The following is a 21215-nucleotide window of genomic DNA, read 5'->3' as shown; positions in this document are numbered from 1 at the left end:
GAGGAATTTATTTAATAAAAATTCAACTACGTCACTCAGAGATAATTCTTGGTTATCCTAATTGATTGTTATTATCAAGAATTTCACTGTTTTCTAAGTCTAAAAGTGATATTTTTAATGATGTTTTTAGGGTGTTCACTCGATGAAACATTGAATTGATTCCTAAAGGATTAATCACATTAAAGTTACCCAAAAGCAAATTACTAAAGTCAAATGTAACTATGAGATAAAGGCAGTTTATTATATTGTTTAGGATATCTACTGCACCGTATTGTTTTTGTAATTCCTTCGTTGCATTAGGGTCTGATAATAGAGTGTTACATGCGGCTGCGAATTCTTTTCGTGTGATCCGAGAGTCTTGAGCTAGAAATTTTTCTTTTTCTTCAGTTAATCTTTTATGAAGTAGATATATTTCATCACTTGCTGTTTTATCCGTTTTTTCCAGATCGTCTCCCTTTTCCAACATTTTTTGCATATATGCATTAAATCCTACTATATCTAATAGATCATTTCTCAGAATATGTTCGCTATTAATCGAGTAGAATTCAGAGTTAATCAAAGAGAACCAATGAGTATTGCCTGAGTTATTTAAAATAATATCTGGAGTACCATGTTCCTCTGATGAAAAATAAGGTGTTCCGTCACGATAAATTTGCAACGCCATAGGGGTCTCGTAGCGTATTGCTACATGGCCATCGTCAATCCGCTCGCGTATTTCTCCCTGGAGTTTACAATGCATCAGCATTAAGGTTTCTTCTGTCCCCCATCTGTAATTAGTACTTAAATGACGAATATAAGCCTCAAGATTCTTGTGTTCTTCTTTCAGGAAAAACGCTACAGTCATTTCTCCGATTACATCTGTTAGATGCTGCTTTAAATGGAACATGTAGTTCCCGATCTCAGCAAGTGATTTAGGTTCTCTTTGTTCTGCAAACCATTCATGATCGAAAATATTTATAATTTCTTCGAATTTCGCGCTCATAAATGCATGCATTTCTCTAGACATGTTTTCGACTTTAAATATTTCTGCTGTATTATAGTTTTCATTATCAAAACTATCTGATTCAAACAAGAAAAGAGCAGGATGCTCTTTTTGTTTAAGCATTTTTTTGAAAAGAAAAATCATACCATAATTGGTTGCTGTATATAGGGATGAACCTTTGGGATTTTCTAAAAAGTTCTCTCGAGTCATATTTGCAGCATAATGTCTCAAGGCAGAACCAAGTATAGGCTCGATAATTCTTTTTATATGTAGCGGCGTAAATGGTTTATTTTTTTCATTTCCTAATAAATAAAAAAGCTTTGCTTTTTCTGCAGGATTTAATCCCAGCCTGGTAAATATGCTCTCTGCTTCCGCTCTCTCTCCATTTTTACGCAAGTGATACATCAATGAGATGCCATAGGCATAATAAAGACAATTTCCATCGCTGCTGTTATCTACTTTATTTAATTTAGGCATAATAAAACTTATAAATTGTTATACAAAATAACAAATAACCAAGGTGTACTATAATATATCAAATAATGGATAATCTAAAGATTTATATCAAATGAGAGAATGCTTCTGCAATTTTTAAAAGGCCGAATGATAGTGTTCTAATTTTTTTTCAGATTTTGTGCCATTAATTGAAATAGCAAACAGCTTAATCAAATTATGATCTCATTAAGTTTACGATTTTATGATGAATTAAATGATTTAATTCCTCTGGAGAAGCGTAAAAAGTGCTTCACTCATACTTTGGCTCAAAAAACTTCGATTAAAGATCTTATTGAGTCGTTTGGAGTTCCTCATACTGAGGTAGAAGTAATCCTGGTCAATGGAAAATCTGTTGATTTTAACTACCTAATTCAAGATCATGATTATATTTCTGTCTATCCAATATTTGGAACTTTTGATGTAAGTGAGTTAATTCGACTTCGTCCAAAACCGTTAAGAACTCCTCGTTTTATTCTGGATGTCCATCTTGGGAAACTCGTCAAGTATTTACGTTTACTTGGATTTGATGCGATTTATGAGAACAATTTGACCGATGAATTTATAATTCAGTGCAGTAAAAAGGAACGTCGAATTATATTAACCCGCGATGTTGGCATTTTAAAAAATAAAAGCGTCACCCATGGCCACTGGATGCACAATACCAATCCAGAAAAGCAGGTAGAGGAAGTTTTGATGCAATTTCATTTAATAAATCAATGCAATCCATTTACACGATGTTTAGCGTGTAACGGATTACTAAAGAACGTAAAAAAAACTGAAGTTAGCGGGGAGCTATCAGCATTGACAAAAAAACATTATCAGACTTTCATGCAGTGCGAATCCTGCAAAAAGGTTTATTGGGAGGGACCGCACTATATTAAATTAAAAAACTGGGTAAAAAGAATATTACATACTGCAAGAGAGGAAACTGAAACGAAAAGAACAAAGATGAACAACATGTAGAAAATTTTGATAGGTTAAACACGGCCTTAAAATAAAAAAATCCAACTACCGCCTATTCGCTAGCTACAGAAAAAGGATTATGCTCATTTGAGTGTAATGTCTCTCTAAGGTATGATTCACAATTTTGAAACCTAATCGAACAAAATCATGAATAGAATCGTTGAAGTTGTTTCCTATAATCCACTATGGCCTGAACTTTTTGCAGCAGAAGCCCATCAAATAAAGCAAGGACTGGGGGACAATTGCATCGAAATGCATCATATCGGCTCAACGTCAGTGCCAGGATTAAGTGCAAAACCTATTATTGATATCCTTCCTGTTGTTCAAGATATTTTGCTCGTTGATAAAGCGTCAAAAGCGATGGAACAGATTGGATATTCAACGATGGGTGAGTATGGCATTCCATTTCGTGCTCCCGACCATCATGAAAGTGATCCGCGTGATGTTGAAATTGGAAAAATGTTATGATTATCAAATTGATAGCTGTATAAAAATATGATGGATCAATATTCACTGCTAAATTAAGTAAATGTAAACTATTAAGGTGAAACTACTATGATAAATCATCAAATTGAAACATTTTTCCAGTCAAAAGCTTTTGCTGTTATTGGGGCTTCATCTAATCGGGCAAAATATGGCAATAAGGTTTTACGCTGTTATCTTGAGAATAAGAAAAAAGTTTATCCTGTAAATCCGCAAGAAGATACAATTGAAGGGATGTCTGTAATACATTCAGTAAGTGAATTACCCGATGAGGTTGAAAGTATTTCCATTATAACTCCGTCTTTTATTACTGAGAAAATTGTTGAAGAGGCAATTAAAAAAAGAATTAAAAATATTTGGATGCAGCCTGGGGCAGAAAGTGACTCAGCCATTGAAGCGTGTAACCATCATAAAATTAATGTTATTGCAAAAGGGCCTTGTATTTTAGTTACTCTAAATTATGTTGGACATTAAAATTTTGTAAGTGAACCCCGAATATATCTAAAAAAACACTTATGGATGAATAAATTGGCTGCAAGTTGAGGGATATTATATGTATATGTGGTTTGAGTTATTATTAATGCTGATTCTCATCTTAATTTCAGCGCAATTATTTTCTAATGCGCTGGAGTACTTTGGTGAAAAAATAGATATTTCAACCGGTGTAACTGGCTCAATATTTGCAGCAATATCTACCGCACTTCCAGAAACTACCGTACCGATTTTAGCAATAATTGCAGGAACTGCTGATAGGCAAGTTAATGAAGAAATTAGTGTAGGCGCAATTCTAGGTGCTCCGTTAATGTTATCAACCTTATCAACTTTTATTATGGCTTTTTCAGTCATTAAGAAACGAGGAATTAATGGATATATAACACCAGAAGCGACTGGTTTTGAACGGGACATGAGTTTTTTCTTAGTCGCCTTTACTTTGGCTGCCTTAGCGATGTTTCTTCCATTAGAACCAAACTACATGCGTATTTTATTTTGCATCATTCTTATTCTCCTTTATTTTATTTACCTGTTGCTCACGTTCAGGGCCTCTAAGGCATTGGTAGAAGATGGCCATGCAGTGATCACAAATGAACCATTGTTAATCGCTAAACTGGGTTTTAAAACCAACCTTACAACAATTTTAATTCAATTACTTTTTGGCTTAGTCTTATTAGTATTGAGTGCAAAAGGATTTATTCATGGGATACAACAGGCGGCTAACTCTCTGGGCATACCTGTTTTGCTTCTATCATTGCTCGTCATTCCCATAGCAACAGAATTACCAGAAAAAGTGAATAGCGTGATTTGGGTGAGAAAGCGCCAAGATACTCTTGCTTTTGGCAACATAACCGGAGCAATGGTTTTTCAAGGTACATTACTTCCTGCATTAGGAATACTCCTAACCCCTTGGGAGCCTTCTAGAATAGTGCTTACAGGTATTCTTGTAACCTATATTGCTACAGCATGGTTAAGATTTAATATTTCAACTCGCGGAATTAAAATTAAGGCGTTGCTTTTGAATGGAGCTTTATATTTAACCTATCTGGTGATCGTACTGTCATAAAACGTTTTTTAGTATTAATGAAATTTGCGCTTTAATAATAGTAATGCATAAAATCCAACAGAAAAGATTGCCATTGGTTTTGAAGGGTAGAGGACAAAGCAGGATGAATTCAATGATAAAAATTAAGCCTATATTCGCGTTCTTCAATGAGGTATTTATGAAAGCACAATAAAAGACTCTTGCCTAACAGCTTTAAATCTCAAAATCATAAATTGCAGCAATTAAATTAAATCTCAAGGTAAACCATTTTCTTCTGTTTCTATACCGATCAGGAATAATTTTAAAATATTTAACCATGCCAATTACATTTTAGCTCAAAACCCACTTACTAGATAGTTCACAATTTTTCTATTTATCCTCTTTGGTCGGAGGGCTATTTTTTGTTTATGGTTAATCCATTAGCAGGATTGGCAGCTTATGCGTAGAAGCCTAAAAAAACTTCACTTAATTTAAACCAAACTCCTTTGTTTTGTTACAGTCTAACTCACGTTAGACAGGAACAAAAACGCTATCTAAAGACTGATCAGGTGCTGACTGACAATTTCTATATGTACCAGTAGCAAATAGCCCAACACCTGAAAGGGCTGCTGCGATTCCGATACCCGCTGTTATTAATCCTGCAATACCAAAAGTTGCTGCATTAAGAACTACAAAAGCAACCACAACCGCAGCGGCACCAACTACGGCCATAAAACCACCTAAAATTTGCATACTGATATTCGAGAATGGAGTTACAATATCCGCTTCGACAGATGCTGGTTTCTCAAATTTTAAATTAACCAAAGCTAAGTCGTCAGTCTCAACCTCAGAATGCTCTAAGTCATTTGAATATTTAATACAAAATTTAACTAACAGATCAATTTGATCGGCGTTCTCTTTAAGTTTAGGAAAGAATGGTATGGGGTTATTTGTATTAATTATCTTTTCCTCAACCTTAAATATATCACTATTAAATAATTGAGGAAGATTTGATAATGCTTTATTTCCTATTACATAGATTCCTTCAATTTTAGATACATTTGTTGGTATTTCTTCTAGAATTTCTTTAGTAGCAGCATTTGGATAAAGCTTAAATGTATAGTTATAGTTCAAATCATCTTCTATAAGAGCAGAAATAGTTCCACCCATAAATAATGCAATCATTTTTTTTTGTTTGTTAGCATCACTACTGGCTTCTAGTCTTTTGAATTCTTTTCTCATTTCGGACAATATTGATTTAGCCTCAACGCTTAAATTAGAAGAGCCAACGATCGTATAGGACACAAGTTCTTTAAGTAAGTTTTGAATGTTTAGTTTCATTTTGCATCGCTTATGAATTAGGAGGACGTAGTTTAGCATTTTTCACTGAATATGTCCGTTAAATAACCACGGGGCTTTATTGTGGCGCAATAGGAGCTTATTTTTGTCTTTAAGATCAACTGAAAAATATTAAACAAATAAGCGAATTATTAATAAATAACTTATGATTGCGATAAATAAACAATAGCCACAGGACATAACAATGATCTTTAAGCTGAAATAAATCTTGATTTATTAAAAAAGCATTCTATTGTTAATTACAGTACCATTGGCAAAAGCTGTTACATAAACTAATAAGGATATTAATTATGAACTATTCAGAAATTTATTTTGGCGAGGGTTATCAAAGATATTTTAATGAAAAATTTATTGGGTACGCAGAAAATGATATTAAATATGATGATGCCAAGTCTTGTTATGATTTAGCTGAGTACTATCGATGTAATCATGATGAGAAAAAAGCTGATCTCTACTACAAAAAAGCATTTTCTCTTTTCGAAAAATTAAGCGAGAGAGAAAATATTGATGCTAATTACTATGTTGGTTATTTTTATCAATATGGTTTTGGTGTAGACCAAAACATGAAACAAGCAGAAAAGTTTTACACGTTAGCCTTTAAAGAAATGTCAAAGTATAAATCTAACCCTCATTACTACTATCTCATCGGTAGAATGTATGAAAGTGGTTTTTCTGAGAATAAATTTGGAGACGTTAACTATGAAAAAGCAGCTTATTACTATAGGATGGCCGCGTCTCTAAATTATTATGATGCGTTCTATCGTCTTGGTTATATTGACGCAATGAAAAAATAAGTATAACCAGATATTTTTGCAGATTATTGAGTAGTAGGAGGAGGGGTCTCACAACCCCGTCCTATCACACTACCGTATGCGCGATGTCGCATACGGTGGTTTCAACTAAGCTGTCATAATGCATTAGCTAAAATTTATTATGAATTTTATAGCAGCTAAAGTCTTATTTACAGCTCATACTCAGAGAGGTTTTTTCCACTTCAATTTGCACTTCAGGCCGGGTATTTAACTTGGTCAATTCACGTTCCAATGATCTAGCCCACTTATAAACTCCATTTGTTGTTTCAATAGCTTGAGGTCTGAAAAAACTATCTGGCACTCCATTTTTTTTCAATTCGTTTTTTAAATGTTGTATACCAGCCAATAAACAACGTTTAACACTTTTCGCACAATTATTTTGTATAAAACAGTAATTTTCATTACTCTCCTTTTGCATTGCATCAATAACTGCCAACTCATTAATATGATAACGTAAACCACTATCACTTGTTGGCAGATGGATCGAGTGATCGGGATGTTTGCCTTCGGTTCTATTCGAACTTTCCATCAACCGTTCCTTCCGTAAAAGAAAGTCTGCTCGATTTCGAACATTGGCTTTTAACTGCTCAACTGTATTTTCATCCATGCCATTGATTCGTTCATTGAGTTCTTGAAGTTGCTTCTCAAGGACTACGATCTCATTTGCAGTCTGATCCAACGCCTGTTGATTCTCTCGTAATTGCCCTTGGCAAATAAGCTGTGTTTGCTCTATTTCTGTTTCAAGAGCAATCAATGATCGATGGAGTGTTTCATTCTCTTTTTGCAAATCCTCTAACGCATTGATTATTCGCGATATTTCAGCGATCGTCTTTGAATCAGGCTTAGCAACATTTTTTAAATAACTTAATATCTTGGAAGGAAAAATGGATTCTTTAGTATTTCTTGATAATTCAGCAGTTATTTCATCCTTTGCTTTACTTAATGCATACAGGTCAGCCTGAGATTGCTCAAGAAGTTGGTTATGTGAAGCAAGCAAAGTTTGCTGTTTTATCGTTAATTGATTGATTTTTTCTACGATATTTTTTCTATTGTCTATATCCCCATCTAAATTCCAAACATCAACAGTTGCCTTGAGATTTTTTTTCTTGGCAGCATCTATTTTTTTTTGCTTTATCCTATAAGCGGGATGTTCGATGGTAAGAGAATGGGTATGACTTTCTTCTCTTCTCATATCGGAATCATGATCCGATATTTCTGGCTTTGTTCCTTTACTTTTGGGGGCAAGGTGTAATAGATTAAAAAAATCACGAGCTAACTCTCCTGAGGAAGGACTTTCCTCGGGCCAGAAGCTATGAGTGACTTGAACACTTCGAAGCGGTTTGCGTTTATAATACAGGCCTGAATTGCCAACAACAACTTCAGGGATATAACAAAGACTTTTTCTTGCGAATAAAGGAGATGATTTATCTTCTAATTTTTGATATCCAGGAGAGCGTTCATTAAGCTCCATAACAAAATTAGCATGGCCAATGTTTTCGCCTTTGTCCTCAGAGGCTAATAAAGGACCAAAAAAACGATTTTTTATTCGTTTGCCTAAAATCTGGGTTGTAGAGAGCCAAACATTTACTTGAATCATAATACCTTCTTTCTTTTACATCATGTACTATAAATTAATCAAAAAACCTGATTGAAAATCAAGTAGCAAAAAAACCGTAATATTGTATCTTATATTAAACTATTTGTTTTTCAAGCACTCAGCCCGATCTTTATAAAGAAAATTGAACACTAATAAATTGGGTCATTAAGTTTGCATAACGAGGGATATAGTTCAACAATATGTGAATCCATTTTAAATCATGATGAGGTTCGGAAAAGTATCAGGTAGAAAGAACATTTATTATTCATTGTAAATTCAATTTCATTTTTTCAATAGTATCAACCGTAATTTCTTGGAATTTTTCTGGAGTTAATTCACCAGCTTTATTATGTATTAAAACTTTATCATATGCATTTTTACCAAGTAAGGTAAATAAATTATTCAGTTCTGGGATTGATAAATTTAATAATTCTGAACTTTCTTCTGGCATAGTTGGATTGATTTTTTTAGGAGTATGCATTTCATAAGCATAAGCAATTTCAATCAATGTGCCTTCATGAAACTGTTTTCCCACTAATTCAACTCCAATAGGCATATGCATGTCATCACTATAACCAACATTTATATTTATAGAAGGAAGACCTGAGTTAGATGAGACCGGGGCACGCCAAGTATTTACGGTCATTCCATCATATGTCGCCGTTCCATGAGTAGTTATTGGTATAAGTAGAGCATCTAAGTTATTTTTTTTCATAATCTTTTGGACATAGATTTTATTTTGGGCAATTATAGATTGTGCTCGTTTATAAGACTTACTGCTCTTGCTTGCCATATTCTTGATAAAGTGAAGGCAATCTTTAGTTGTGCCGAAATTTCGCGTGCGATTAGACTCACAAATATCCTGAAAATTTTTCCGTGTTGATGGAAAAGAAGCTAGATATTCATTTACATCTTGAATTTCTCCTGCTTGGTTATTTTTTCGATTATTGTTAAATCGTGGAAGATCAATATCAATAAGCGATGCACCCATTTTCCGCATATTTTGAGTCGCGTTTCGTACTATTTTTAAAATGTGCGGAGGCATCTTATCAAATGTATTAATGCCGTTGACGTGATGTACAATACCAATTCGCTTTTTAGTTAATCCATTCGTCTTTAGAAACTCCGTGTAAGTTTTTACTCTAGGAATATCAAGAGTCTTTGGATCGTGTGAATCTGGTTTAGCGATGATATCCAACAAAATGGCGAGTTCTTCTGTAGTACGTGCAATAGGGCCTGCTGTTCCATCCAGATTTCCCATAGGAAAAATACCCTGTTGACTAATTAATCCAGTACTTGGGCGTAATCCAACTAAACCGTGAAATGCAGCTGGAATTCTGACCGAGCCACTGTTATCTGTACCAATACCGAGTAAAGCAAAACTTGCACTGACGACAGCTGCCGGTCCACCACTAGATCCTCCAGGGTTTTTATTGGGATCAAAAGCATTACCAATTCTGCCACTACGACTACTTATTCCAATTATGCCCCAAGCAAACTCATCCATTCCGCCTTTTCCTAAAATAATAGCCCCAGCATTACGTAATTTTTTTACCAGAAAAGCATCACGAATTGGTTGGCTGCCTAATAACGCATAGGATCCAGAACTTGTAGTTGTATCAAATGAATCAATATTATCTTTTAATATAATTGGAATGCAGTGGAGGGGGCCTAATAGCTGACCTGTATTTTTAAAGGAAGCATCTAATTGTTGTGCTTGTACTATAACAGAAGGATTGATCTCGCTCCACGCATTGATTGGGGCATGGTTTTTGGCACTTAAGTTATATTTTTTTATCCGCTCGATATATTTAGTTACTAGATCAAAGCAAGTGAGTTGATGAGATTGAATGGCATTATGAATAGACCTAATTGTCACAGATTCTAATTGGGGTTGATATACTTTTTGTTGTTGAGAAAAAGAATTTCCACTAAAAGCTAAAGGAATAAGTATCAGTGAAATAAAGTGATATCTCATATTTTCGTTTCCAAATAGTATCCTTTTAGCATTTAGTTATATCAGATTAATTATTTAGATAGCTCTTCTGACGAATCAACTAATTGAGGAGTTAATTCGATATGATTGAAAAATATTTGAAGCCAGCACTAATCTTATCATAAAACATCAAATTTAAAATGACCTGACGTTGTGATGAAATCGCTTTTAATGACCAATTCGTAGAGCAAATAAAAGCCTATTCCTTAATATTTTATTAAGATTATTCTGGCATACTTCGGGCTATTTTCAATACCATATTGGATTATTAATGGACACCATAAGTCTTCTTGCTCTTATCAATGAAGTGAAGCAACCGGATGAGATTTTAACAAAACTTAAAGAAAACCAATTTGCAATTTCTGATGTTACTGATGATGGGGATTCGATACTGCATGTATTAGCTAAATCGGAACATGCAAAAAAAATAAATTTTTCTGAATACCTCAACGCGTTGATGACAGCAGGCGCAAATGTAAATGTTTTCGATAGGCAAGGTAATGGGTTCTTGGGTTACTATATAGAACAGATACGAACGGATAATCTGGCAAATTACTTAAAATATGATACCTTCGACTTATTACTTAGAAATGACGACTTTGATGTCAATCAAACATTGGCAAACGGCCAGACTCTTTTCGAATGCATTTTTAACTCCACAGATTATCGATCAAGTGATTCCCTAAAAGCTTTAATAGCCCATGATAAGTTTGATCCTAATCAGAAAACATCTGAACATAACACCATTTTGCTCCATATGATGTTCAAGGATATGTTCAAATATAGAGATCAACTAGTCAGTGTAATTAACCACAAAAGGACAGATCCTAACGTCAAAAATGATAATGGAAAAACTGCTTTGGCTCTAGCCCTGGAGGGAAAACAATCGAGTAACATGGAGTATGTTAATGCATTAGTTAATCATGAATTGTTTGATATCAATGCCGTAGATAATGATGGAAATAATTACCTCCAACTTGCGATTATTTCTCAAAAATTCAGTGCTGAAAAAATTTCACCTTTGCTTATTAATAGAGGTATTGACGTCACACATAGAAATAATGATGGTAAGTCAGTATTTGATTTGATTTTCGAAAACAAAGCGTGTAGATCCGATACAATCCGAAACGACCTGTTATTAACGCTAGTTAAGATACATCCCTCATCACTCTTTGATACATATTCAGATGGAAGAACAATTTTAAGTGCGTTACTTGCTATGGATGATTGGAGCATCAGCTCCAAATTCGTCACCATTATTGAACTATGTAAAAATCAGGAGAATTCTGCAGGGCTTCTTAAAAAGATAATAGGTGAGGCGTTCGCTAATTTTCATCAAAATGGTGTTTCTGAAGGGACAATCCTCGATTTAACTCAATCGATTGTTACAACAGGTATTAGTGTAGATGTCGAGTATTGCCTCGCTCTTGTCGCGATTTATAATCCTCAGTATAAAAGTGAAAAAATAAACAGCCATTTTAAGACGCTTAAACCTGATTTGGATTTCAATGTTGTTATTCGTCATATAAAAAATTTAACCAAAGAGGGTAGTAATGAGCGTTCCAACGCATTAAGTTATATCTGCAAATTCAATTTTTCTTCCAATAACATCAATGATTTCAGTGACAGTGCCCTCGCTTTTGAAGAACATCATCTACAAACTAAAACATTTTCCTCTATCAAGAAAGACACTCAAATGTTCGGCCATTTATTTGCATTGAGTGGATCAATACCTGTCGACGGCAATCTTGTTAGACTTACAGGGAGTAATTCATTTTACACAGCGCCATTTATAGTGCATTTGATGAATGCTTACATGTCTCATTGTGAGCAAAATGATAGCTACATAGAACACCAGGACGCTATTCGGCAAGTTAGAAATATGACAATAAAAGCAATGCGCTATTATTTTCTGGCGAATTATTCGGGTATGCTCCCATACACGGATGATTATTGGTTATCTATGGAAGAGGACAGTAAAAAGTCAGGGGTGGAATTATTCACTGGTTGGCCTGGGCATGGTATCGATCTTATCATCAAACAAAAAGACTTATATCGTAATAATGGCGGAGGATGCAGTACTGACAGTACAACAGAGCATTACACAATTACCAAATCTGAGAATGTAACAAAAAAAGTATTTGCCACTCTTTATGAAGATAGCTATGAGGCAAATAAAACATTCATCCAACAAGATTTGCATGAAACTCTCGGTCTTGTCTATCACGATAGTATTGATGGAGAGTTTCAAACAGTAGGGAATTGCGATCTTCACAATAAGTTAATCGCTTTAAAAATAAAATATCGCTTATTTTTACCTGAAAGCATAGCCGATGAGCTTTTTACCGATACGATTCGGTTTTTTGAACAATTCTTTTTGAACGAATATCTTTTTCTATACGCTAATAATCCAACATTGCCCCATTTGTTAATGCGGTTAATTACCCAAAAGTTACTACCTGAAGGCAAACTGGATTTAATAAGGACGCTATTAACCGACCATTTCAGTTCAGACGAAAATCAGGAGATTTTACAGATTGAACTCATGGTGAAAGGTTGGTTACTGAAAGCTACACGCCAATCAAGAGAGGAGTTTGATAAACAATTACAGTCTCTTCAAATAACACGTGTTCCTGAAATGAATTCTCGGCTGCAGTTATTAGACCGCTTCCTTAATGATAAAGTGACTCATGAAGATTTAGACGAATTAAAATCCTCCTCTTTAACGGAACAACAGTTCCAAGGATATCATTTATTGCATTTTGCAGTAATGAATAATAACCTTGCTCTTGCTGCTTCACTTATCCAGATGTTCCCCAATGCAGTGGATCAACCCAATTGGCACAACCAAGAACCATTATGCCTGGTACAATCTGTTGAGATGATTGATCTATTGGTTAAGGCTGGGGCAGATACAACAAAGACAAAAGATGACAATGCATTAGACTGCGCCATTAGGATGAATAGAGTTGACTTAGTAAATGCCTTACTAAATCATGGTGCCAAACCTAGCGAATATAGTGCTTATTATGCTGCTTCTAAAGATCCAAAGATTTTAAACTCGTTAATGGAGTTTCATCCAGAGGCTATGAAAAAAACTACGCATAGCTACAGAACCCCTGTTCATGCTGCAGCTCTATCAGGTCAAAATGAAAATCTTCAGAGCCTGGTGTATTATGGTGATGTCCATACGGCAGCAAAAGATGTGAATGGGATTACACCGTTACAATTAGCTCTTAAAAATGAACATACCGATACAGTAAGGTTATTGCTTCAATATCCAGGGACATTATTCAAACGCCCATATCGTGGTGATTCTGTGGTAAATATGACCAGAGATACCGAAATGCAACAACTCCTTATACATGAGAAACACGAAAGAAAAGCGGATCGTAAATATTTTAAGGCATTTAAAAATAGCAATCCTGGTATTGTAAAGGAAAATATAGATTATTTAATTATAGCTATTCGTACCAACGATGTACGTGCCATCCGCGGATTTTTATTCACTTATCCTGACGTCAAAGTAGTCAAAACGAGCGACCACTATTGCACCGCTCCTTTGACAGAGGCAATACAAAAACTGGCCGGGAAAAAAGGAGAGGAATATAACGACGCGTTCAACATTGTCAAAATGCTTCTAAAAACCCCAGGTATTGATATTAATGCTTGTACTGCAACATCTGAGCCCATCCTGTTCTGGGCCACATCCATTGGAGATGTCGCGGTGCTTGAACTATTCCTTGCTGATCCTAAACTCAACCCCAATCAACAGGATAATATAGGTTATACAGCTCTGCATGATGCTGTGGAGCGCGGTCATTTGAACTGTGTGAAGCGTTTGCTCCAAGATAAGCGTGTTGACTGCACCATTGTCAATAAGCGAGGACAAACAGCCGCGGATCTTGTCAGTTTCAGAAGTGGGGTAGAGGAGTGTATCGAGGAGGTAGTTAAGAGCTTATCTAAAAAATCCAGTTTCTTCATTCAATAGAAATGAGCGGTTAAACTGCACGTAGAAATAATTGATTGCACAGAGGTTTCTAATGTCCTGTAGCAAAAGCAATTTCAATAACGTTGTTTGGAGCAAACATATCCTTAAAATGTTTAAAACTTTCGAGTCTGGACTGATCGTTTTGAGCACGTGAAAGCAAGTCTTGTCCATACACGGCAATATCCTCGACGATTCGTTCATGCCGGTAATAGGACAAAATTGTTTTATCGATGTTTGCTTGACCATAACCTTCATAAAAGTAATGGATTTCAAGAGGGTTATGCCAGACGTTACCAACGCCAGCTCCAATGAACATCAAATCTCGTTCTTTGGGAGCTAAAATGGGCTCATCCCAATCAATAATGTATATAGACTCCCCATTAACCAATAGATTGCCTGCATGTACATCAGAATGGCATAAAACATACTTGGTTAAATCAGGTTGAATTGTTTTAGATAGTTCTTCTGAGGAATCAACTAATTGATGAATTGAGTCGATATTTTGTTTAAAAAAAGATTTGAAGTCAGCAGTAATCTTATCATCTGACGCATCCAATTCAATTTTACTATAAAAGGACCTGACAATTTTACGCCATTGAGTAGAGTAGGTTTCTTTTCTTAATTGATGTTGAATAGAGGCGGGAACTGCTGTTTCATGAATTTGCCTTAATACTTTTCCAAACTGGTTCCACTGTTTTTCTGTTAAATTTTGCGTGAAACCATTTGGCGCATTAATAAATGGATATACAATTATTTTGAAATGATCCAATTGCTGAAATAATTTTCCGTCGATTGTATGGATAGGAAAAATAATTTCTTTTATTCCTGAATCATGCAAGAGACGGATAATTGAGAAATTAATTTCATTATGAACTCCATATTTAAGCTTTACGAAATAAGAATTGGATTTAGAATCTGCTTTATATCCAAAAGCGTTCAGATCAGCACCACCCAGGATGAGTTGTGCCCCGTGAATATCAATTCCATAATAAATGTTTAAAAGATCGTTAATCTTCTGTTCTTGAATCATAAAAATCAATGATCGGGGTTTTTAATTCGGATTTAGCCAATTTTATAAAAGGAATAATTGCACTTTCAAGTGCCTTAATATGAGAGCTCCTAATCACCAAAGGAGGGCACCTAAATCTATGAGGTACTATTTAAGTAAATAACAGGGTTGATTAAATATCAAAAATTTAAAGTGATTAGCGTCAACTACATAAATAATAATTAGCACTGTATCAAGACTAAGCGACTACAATACTTGCATGGTAGCCTTGATACAGCGCAGCATAATCAAGGCTTTTTATACCCCTTGAGAAAGAGTTCTTTTCCTTTCAATTTGCTCCCAAATGTTAGCTAAAGCCTTTTCTTCTTTAATAATGGAAACAAAGGGTGCATATTTCTCCTGTACATCTTCCACAGAAATTTTATTTCTAAGAACATCTAACAACAATTTAGAGGCTACAATCTGCTCATTACAGGTTTTTAAACTTTCTGTCATATGCTGAGTCATACTCTTTGCTGTGAGTAAATTGCTAAACAGACTTAAAGAAACTTGAGGGCTGCTAGAATCTTGAGCGGCTTCCTCAAGGTACAGCTTAAATCCTTCTTGTTCTTGTTGTTTTTGCGCCAGGTATTGCTTCACCTCTTGAATGGTAAAATATTTTTCGGTGAAGTAGATACTATTGGGGTGATCCTTCCAAATACCAACACCTTCATTATAAAAATCATGTTTCAACCCCATGATACTGACCCAAGCATCCCGCTCCTTTTGCGAAGCAAAAGCAATAGCGAGCTCCCGGCCTTGATTCGCTTTATAAACCCCGCTGCACCCAGGTCCATTTGAGCTTTGAATCGTAATTTGATAATTATTTTTGTCTAATTTTACAAACTCGCTAAATGGAAGCAATCCTGTTTTATAAAATTTATCCACAAGCGCTAAATCATTAGGGCAGAAGAGCGTTAGACTTGGTGTTTGTCCCCAGTCTGCCTTACAAATCAGTTGGGGGGCAATTTGGTTATTATAGACATCCTTAACACAAGCATTCATTTGACTTATGTAAGGACTAACTTGTGCGGTTTTTTTACCTGTTGCCTCAGCAAAAATAATTGCGAGCAACTCTGGTGATAATTGGGAAAAATTGGATCCAGACTGCAGAGCTGCTTGGTTGAGCATTAGAGCTAAATTAATAGGATCATAGTTCCAAGACAACTCCAAAGGAAAATGATAATTAAGTCCGAAATCTTTGGGTATATGCCCAGCCGCAGCTATTTGGGTCAAAATTTGCATTGCGAGCACTTTTGCATTGTCCCCATAACGACTATCACAATAATCTTTATATTCGCGTCCTCGCTGTACTAAATCATCTCTAAAAAAATCTAAGATACTATAAAAAGGTTGTCTCCAATTAGGAGCATATTCGTTAGGCAATTCATAAACCTGCTTCTCACCAGCTAAACAGTAAAACCAACTATCGTTTTCTTTAAATACTGCAATCTCATGGCTTGCAAGTTCTTTTGTAGGATTATTGGCAAATAAAAGGATATGGCGTTCCAATTTCAATACATCAAGTACCAGGCGTTTAACTTGGCCAGGATTAATTGAGCTACCTTGAGGTAGCTCAAAAGCATTTTGATAAAGCGTCGTCGTATTTTTCTTTGTTGCTTCTACCCTTGAAGTAGGAATCTGAACTTCTACAAGGTAGGTGGCGAGATAAGTATCAAAGGAGGTAGAGGTTACTTCCATTCCTTTTACACTGGTCCTCTCCATTTTCTTAGTAAATAAGAGAGGGCGGGTTCGCAGCTGTTGTTCAATCGCTTTGCTAATTGCTTCGTAGGGTCTAGAAGCAAAATCCTCAGCAGAGATATAGATATCATCTCTATCATTATCATTTAGAATCATTAGATATTTATAATATTCATTGTCAACCACTCGAACGGTGATCCAGCTACTCGTCATTCCTTCTGCAGGCGTTGAGGGTTGTACTGATTCGTGCTTCATTTGGGCCATAAAAAACTCCTGAATCTAAGATGATTATCTATTCTATTTTTTTCAGTTGCCATTTTAATCTTTTTGAGCAAAGTATATCCAATCAATTATATTAATATGTCATTTCCATTTTTTTGATATCAGGGGTCACTAGCCGATCTACAAACTCTCCGATAATTGTATCGATCTCCCAATCAATTAGGCGTGTTTTTCCTCTATTATTTTCGGACGCTCATCACATCAGCAAGCAGTAATATCGATTGTGGAGCAAAAAAGTAAATTTACAATCCTAAAGAAAGTAGCTAGGAAAACAGCTAAAACTGTTACTAAGCCATTGTGTTTACAGTCAGTAAAACAAGGAACTTCTGGAAAACTGGCCATTGTTATTAATATTATAATTGTAATCTACAGTGGGAGCTTACGAGCAGGCACTTGGCATCCATCACAAGGGAATCGACAAATGCCAATATGACCGGACGGAAAAATACCAAATCCCATTTCGGATATAGCACCAAAATATAGATATAGAAGGATTTGATATTTTAAATATTCAAAAAATAAAATGATATATTTTAGAGTAGGGAATAAACCCATATTTCCCAGAAAGGACAAAAATTTCCCAATACGGTACATTCTGAGTTTTCGGTAAGCATGCGTGACCAAAGGCAGAGGAAATTAAATTTAAGTGAGAAAATGAATCCTGCTTGGGATGACTTATATGAAAAAACTTGCTCTCAATTGAACATTTCCCTGGAGCCTCAAGCAAGCCTAGTTGCCTAGGCGGTGAGGATCAATTTGTAAACACACCGCAGAAAATATTTAGTTACTTGTAATTTCAAATTGCATTTTTTTATCAATTTTTATAAGTGAACTTAATTTTAATTTAATATATTAATAGTATACTATTTCTAACGACCTATCTTCTCGTTATGGACAGCTAGAGAACTAGTGCATCACTTAGTTTTAATCATTAAACGGGTTTGTCGCTGCGGCAAAGAATATGAAAAAGTAAATTACTTTTTCTTGAGACTTTAATTCGGCGAAGCAACTCGTGTAAAGAACTTTTCAACGAATTTCTCACTTGCCTCCTTTTAACTACATCTGAGCAATTGGAGTTAACATGGGCGTCATATTATTTAAAGTTCAAGGTGCTACAAATACTTCTGAAATAAAAAGTGAAAATCGACATCCTTTAACAGTAAAATTTTAAAATATTTTTAGTTTTTAGGTTTGCAGATAACTAAATTAATGTCGACTACAGATACAAGTTGTATATTACTTTTTTAGGAGTGAGGGTTATGAGAATTGAATCTTATATTAGGAAAGGATTTTTATTTGGAAAGTCTGTTGGAGGAAAATTTTTAAGAAAAATTTTTGGATCTCCCGGAGAATATCTAGGTATCTTTTTTGGTGGGTCCATTGGACTATTTTCAGGGCTTGTTGTTGCTTTTATCGATTTACTTAAACGCTCTATAGAAAAAGTAGCTGATTTATTGAATGATTACTCCAATTATATAGGTTCAAATCCGTTTTTTTGGATAGGCTGGGATTCTCCAGATGATTATTTTACCAAAGGTCTGAACATTATTTATGGAACAATAGGCCTGTTGATGGCCTTACCTCTTTTTATTATTACGAAACCTTTAGATTATTTGTTTGATCTAAAGGACACGACAAGCCAGGCTACTCTATTTTTAACCTGTGGTGTTTCTTTCTTCATAGCTGTTCCATTAATCATTTTTTCCTATCCTATAAAATTTCTCTCAGAGGGTTTTGTTACTATTTACGAGTGGTGTCATAAGGAATTTATTCATTTGGCTGCAGATAGTTATAAAAACCAACTGAGTGAAAATATGAGTTATAGGGAGCTAATGAAGTCCATGGAATCTCAGGACATAGATAAACCAGAATATAAAGAGAAATCAGGTAAACCAAAAAAATTGGCTAGAACCCTTTGTTCATTGTACCAAGATGACGTTTACAGGCAAACGATAAATGCCGATGCTGAACTCCGTATTTATGTAAAAACCATCGTAAAATCTTATTACCTCAAACATCATGGTATGTTTCCAAAAGATAAAAAAGATGACCAATCGAAAGGTCAGGAGTTAATTGAAAACTCAATTCCTGTGATGACTACAGAGGTGCGGTAAATGGCAAAAGAAAAAACTGATTTTGATTACAGAAATGTAATATATCGAGCAGGCACGAAAAGAAGTAGGGAATTTTTTAACTATCAATTACGTATTGGAATCGATACTAAATGGTTAGCTTGTGGTAATAACTCAGATATTGTTTTTGATATCCTCGAGCAGCTTTTAAAAAATCATCCTTTAATTAATTATTATAAAGTCACGGGATTAGCGAAATATAGAAGAACCGAAGAACTTGAAAAACCATTAAATAAGAACTGGCTTTATGGAACAAGAGATGAACGAGGATGCGATCGAGATCAAATGGGGAAAGAAGTTTGTATTTATCTTTTCAATGACTGCGATGTTAGTCAGCTACCCCAGCTAAAGCACTTACTTTGTACTCTTTGGCAAAGGTTGCAAGAGAAGAATGTTCCTCTAAGATCCTCTGTCGCTCCCGGTGACAAACCAATTTTATTGAATAACATTCCTACTCCATTTGCTTATACTTTTGAGCGTAATAATGAGTGGGAAACAAGACATGGTATTTTATGGAAAGATATTACAATTCATCCTGATGATCAGTATCCAAATCACGTATTAAATACAATCGAATTCTCTGCTCAAGATTTAAGTCAACACGGCATAGTATTCAACCCCCAAAAAGATTTCGAGGCCTTAATTAAACTCCATAAAAAATCCATAAGCATTTTCCAAGAAGAGGTCAATAAATTAATCGATTCTGATGAGATAGATTTTAATATTGATATATTATTTCAAAGGTTAGCTTCCTTAAATAAGGAAATAAAAGATGTATATCAAATAGGTTCTACAGAAGAACCATTATATGAAACAGATGAGGTTGTTAAAAACATTTATGCTAAGTTCCCAGGTAAAATGGAACATACAATTATACGTCGAAGCTCGATGATGGATGGTAAAAATGAATCAGAATTAAGAAAAGCTGTAAATCAAGAACTTTTGGATATAAAAAAAGATTACACATCTTTGCAACATCAACTGCATCCTAGTCTCGAAAGCGTTTTCAATAAAGTAACCGAAAATCTTGATAAGCTAATAAAAAAGAATCCTTATAAAATGCAAACGTTGTATTGTCGTTTGGTTCTATTAAATAAACAAGCTCTGGCCTTAGAAAAATATGAATTAGCAATATCGCCACCCAATGGTACATTAGCTGCAATTCAAAGCTATCTTAAGAATCGGAATAAGTCCACCATGAATATATTTTCTTTCTGGTTTGATTATGATCGAGGAAAAAACCGCGCTAATCTATTTAGAGGACTGCTCCAAAAGTATGCCCATGATAAACCTATATCTGATTTGCTTATTTATTGTTTATTGGCAAGTAATGATGGCAGCAATTTAAAACAGGAAGTCATAAGAACCCTCGGCTATTCAGATAGATCTACTGCTTTGCAAACATATAAATCTGAGTTAAAAACTTTATTTGATAATCCACAGCTTTTACAGCAATTAAATAAAGAAATTATTGCACCTATTATTTGGGCCACAAATACAAACGGATCATTACAACAAATAGAAGTAGTGATAAGCAAATTTTCCGAATTAGCCTCTATGAAAAACTTTTGTATACCAGGTTCATAGGATACATTGTGAATTTTCAGCAGAGCATCAATAAACGAGTTAACATGTAACCTATTGATTTTCAATTATCAATTATTGGGTCTTGTTGTTCTTATAAAGGCATGCAACCCAATAATGCCAGGCAAAGACTTACAAAAGGTGATTCAAAAATCTCAAGAGGAAGTAAAGGAAATTATCACTCTTCAGAAATTACTAATAATTGCTGCGCTTTTAATTGCTTATCTCGAGCTGTACCTGTTTGATAGTCAATGATTTGTACAAAAGAACTTTT

The 21215-nt window shown here is 34.8% G+C and carries 14 protein-coding genes and 1 pseudogene; 8 read left to right on the top strand and 7 right to left on the bottom strand.

Annotated features, from left to right (window positions below; translation table 11 throughout):
* Window positions 1-52: 52 nt before the first annotated feature.
* On the bottom strand, window positions 53-1459 hold the full coding sequence (locus DGG96_RS19190) for a hypothetical protein (protein ID WP_110144096.1): 1407 nt from the start codon (window positions 1457-1459) through the stop codon (window positions 53-55).
* A gap of 195 nt (window positions 1460-1654) precedes the next feature.
* On the opposite strand from DGG96_RS19190, the gene DGG96_RS19185 reads away from it, so the two are divergent.
* From DGG96_RS19185 to DGG96_RS19170, 4 genes are all read left to right on the top strand, one after another.
* Window positions 1655-2440, top strand: coding sequence for a Mut7-C RNAse domain-containing protein (locus DGG96_RS19185; RefSeq protein WP_110144095.1), 786 nt, complete (start codon window positions 1655-1657; stop codon window positions 2438-2440).
* Window positions 2441-2587: 147 nt separating this feature from the next.
* Window positions 2588-2908, top strand: a complete 321-nt coding sequence (locus DGG96_RS19180; RefSeq protein ID WP_110144094.1) for a GrpB family protein — start codon at window positions 2588-2590, stop codon at window positions 2906-2908.
* 87 nt (window positions 2909-2995) lie between these two features.
* Window positions 2996-3397, top strand: coding sequence for a CoA-binding protein (locus tag DGG96_RS19175; protein WP_110144093.1), 402 nt, complete (start codon window positions 2996-2998; stop codon window positions 3395-3397).
* Window positions 3398-3476: 79 nt separating this feature from the next.
* Window positions 3477-4481 carry a sodium:calcium antiporter gene (locus DGG96_RS19170; RefSeq protein ID WP_233590622.1) on the top strand — a complete coding sequence of 335 codons (1005 nt, stop codon included), beginning with the start codon at window positions 3477-3479 and terminating at the stop codon, window positions 4479-4481.
* A 192-nt stretch (window positions 4482-4673) separates the two neighbouring features.
* On the opposite strand, the pseudogene DGG96_RS21480 reads toward DGG96_RS19170, so the two are convergent.
* Together DGG96_RS21480 and DGG96_RS19165 are read right to left on the bottom strand one after the other, a co-directional pair.
* Window positions 4674-4790: pseudogene (locus DGG96_RS21480) on the bottom strand (IS5/IS1182 family transposase); the annotation flags it as partial.
* Between the two features lie 180 nt (window positions 4791-4970).
* Window positions 4971-5780 (bottom strand): hypothetical protein, encoded by an 810-nt coding sequence (locus DGG96_RS19165; protein WP_110144092.1) that lies wholly within the window; start codon window positions 5778-5780, stop codon window positions 4971-4973.
* Between the two features lie 308 nt (window positions 5781-6088).
* On the opposite strand from DGG96_RS19165, the gene DGG96_RS19160 reads away from it, so the two are divergent.
* A complete protein-coding gene (locus DGG96_RS19160; protein ID WP_110144091.1) occupies window positions 6089-6592 on the top strand; it encodes a tetratricopeptide repeat protein in 504 nt (167 codons plus the stop codon).
* A gap of 163 nt (window positions 6593-6755) precedes the next feature.
* Here the strand turns inward: DGG96_RS19160 and DGG96_RS19155 are convergent, their stop codons facing one another.
* Entirely contained in the window at window positions 6756-8207 is a 1452-nt protein-coding gene (locus DGG96_RS19155; RefSeq protein ID WP_110144090.1) for a coiled-coil domain-containing protein, read from the bottom strand.
* Window positions 8208-8472: 265 nt separating this feature from the next.
* A complete protein-coding gene (locus tag DGG96_RS19150; protein WP_110144089.1) occupies window positions 8473-10185 on the bottom strand; it encodes an amidase in 1713 nt (570 codons plus the stop codon).
* A 289-nt stretch (window positions 10186-10474) separates the two neighbouring features.
* Here DGG96_RS19150 and DGG96_RS19145 point away from each other — a divergent pair, with 289 nt between their 5' ends.
* Window positions 10475-14194 carry an ankyrin repeat domain-containing protein gene (locus tag DGG96_RS19145; protein WP_110144088.1) on the top strand — a complete coding sequence of 1240 codons (3720 nt, stop codon included), beginning with the start codon at window positions 10475-10477 and terminating at the stop codon, window positions 14192-14194.
* Between the two features lie 49 nt (window positions 14195-14243).
* Here DGG96_RS19145 and DGG96_RS19140 read toward each other — a convergent pair whose 3' ends face one another.
* Window positions 14244-15224, bottom strand: a complete 981-nt coding sequence (locus tag DGG96_RS19140) for a phosphotransferase (RefSeq protein WP_110144087.1) — start codon at window positions 15222-15224, stop codon at window positions 14244-14246.
* A gap of 276 nt (window positions 15225-15500) precedes the next feature.
* Window positions 15501-17207 carry a hypothetical protein gene (locus tag DGG96_RS19135; RefSeq protein ID WP_110144086.1) on the bottom strand — a complete coding sequence of 569 codons (1707 nt, stop codon included), beginning with the start codon at window positions 17205-17207 and terminating at the stop codon, window positions 15501-15503.
* Window positions 17208-18484: 1277 nt separating this feature from the next.
* Between DGG96_RS19135 and DGG96_RS19130 the strand changes: the two genes are divergently transcribed.
* Both DGG96_RS19130 and DGG96_RS19125 read left to right on the top strand, forming a co-directional pair.
* Complete coding sequence (locus DGG96_RS19130; protein WP_110144049.1) at window positions 18485-19339, top strand: hypothetical protein; 855 nt, start codon at window positions 18485-18487, stop codon at window positions 19337-19339.
* Complete coding sequence (locus DGG96_RS19125; RefSeq protein ID WP_110144048.1) at window positions 19340-20944, top strand: cytochrome P450 family protein; 1605 nt, start codon at window positions 19340-19342, stop codon at window positions 20942-20944.
* Window positions 20945-21215 lie beyond the last annotated feature (271 nt).

It is taken from the genome of Legionella qingyii (assembly GCF_003184185.1).
Note: the sequence above shows the minus strand (reverse complement) of the source record. Positions and strands in the feature narration are given on the sequence as shown.

Coding starts and splice junctions, on each gene's coding strand:
- DGG96_RS19185 (WP_110144095.1), top strand. CDS start 1,655: ATGATCTCATTAAGTTTACGATTTTATGATGAATTAAATGATTTAATT.
- DGG96_RS19170 (WP_233590622.1), top strand. CDS start 3,477: ATGTATATGTGGTTTGAGTTATTATTAATGCTGATTCTCATCTTAATT.
- DGG96_RS19135 (WP_110144086.1), bottom strand. CDS start 17,207: ATGGCCCAAATGAAGCACGAATCAGTACAACCCTCAACGCCTGCAGAA.
- DGG96_RS19165 (WP_110144092.1), bottom strand. CDS start 5,780: ATGAAACTAAACATTCAAAACTTACTTAAAGAACTTGTGTCCTATACG.
- DGG96_RS19130 (WP_110144049.1), top strand. CDS start 18,485: ATGAGAATTGAATCTTATATTAGGAAAGGATTTTTATTTGGAAAGTCT.
- DGG96_RS19190 (WP_110144096.1), bottom strand. CDS start 1,459: ATGCCTAAATTAAATAAAGTAGATAACAGCAGCGATGGAAATTGTCTT.
- DGG96_RS19160 (WP_110144091.1), top strand. CDS start 6,089: ATGAACTATTCAGAAATTTATTTTGGCGAGGGTTATCAAAGATATTTT.
- DGG96_RS19155 (WP_110144090.1), bottom strand. CDS start 8,207: ATGATTCAAGTAAATGTTTGGCTCTCTACAACCCAGATTTTAGGCAAA.
- DGG96_RS19175 (WP_110144093.1), top strand. CDS start 2,996: ATGATAAATCATCAAATTGAAACATTTTTCCAGTCAAAAGCTTTTGCT.
- DGG96_RS19140 (WP_110144087.1), bottom strand. CDS start 15,224: ATGATTCAAGAACAGAAGATTAACGATCTTTTAAACATTTATTATGGA.
- DGG96_RS19150 (WP_110144089.1), bottom strand. CDS start 10,185: ATGAGATATCACTTTATTTCACTGATACTTATTCCTTTAGCTTTTAGT.
- DGG96_RS19145 (WP_110144088.1), top strand. CDS start 10,475: ATGGACACCATAAGTCTTCTTGCTCTTATCAATGAAGTGAAGCAACCG.
- DGG96_RS19125 (WP_110144048.1), top strand. CDS start 19,340: ATGGCAAAAGAAAAAACTGATTTTGATTACAGAAATGTAATATATCGA.
- DGG96_RS19180 (WP_110144094.1), top strand. CDS start 2,588: ATGAATAGAATCGTTGAAGTTGTTTCCTATAATCCACTATGGCCTGAA.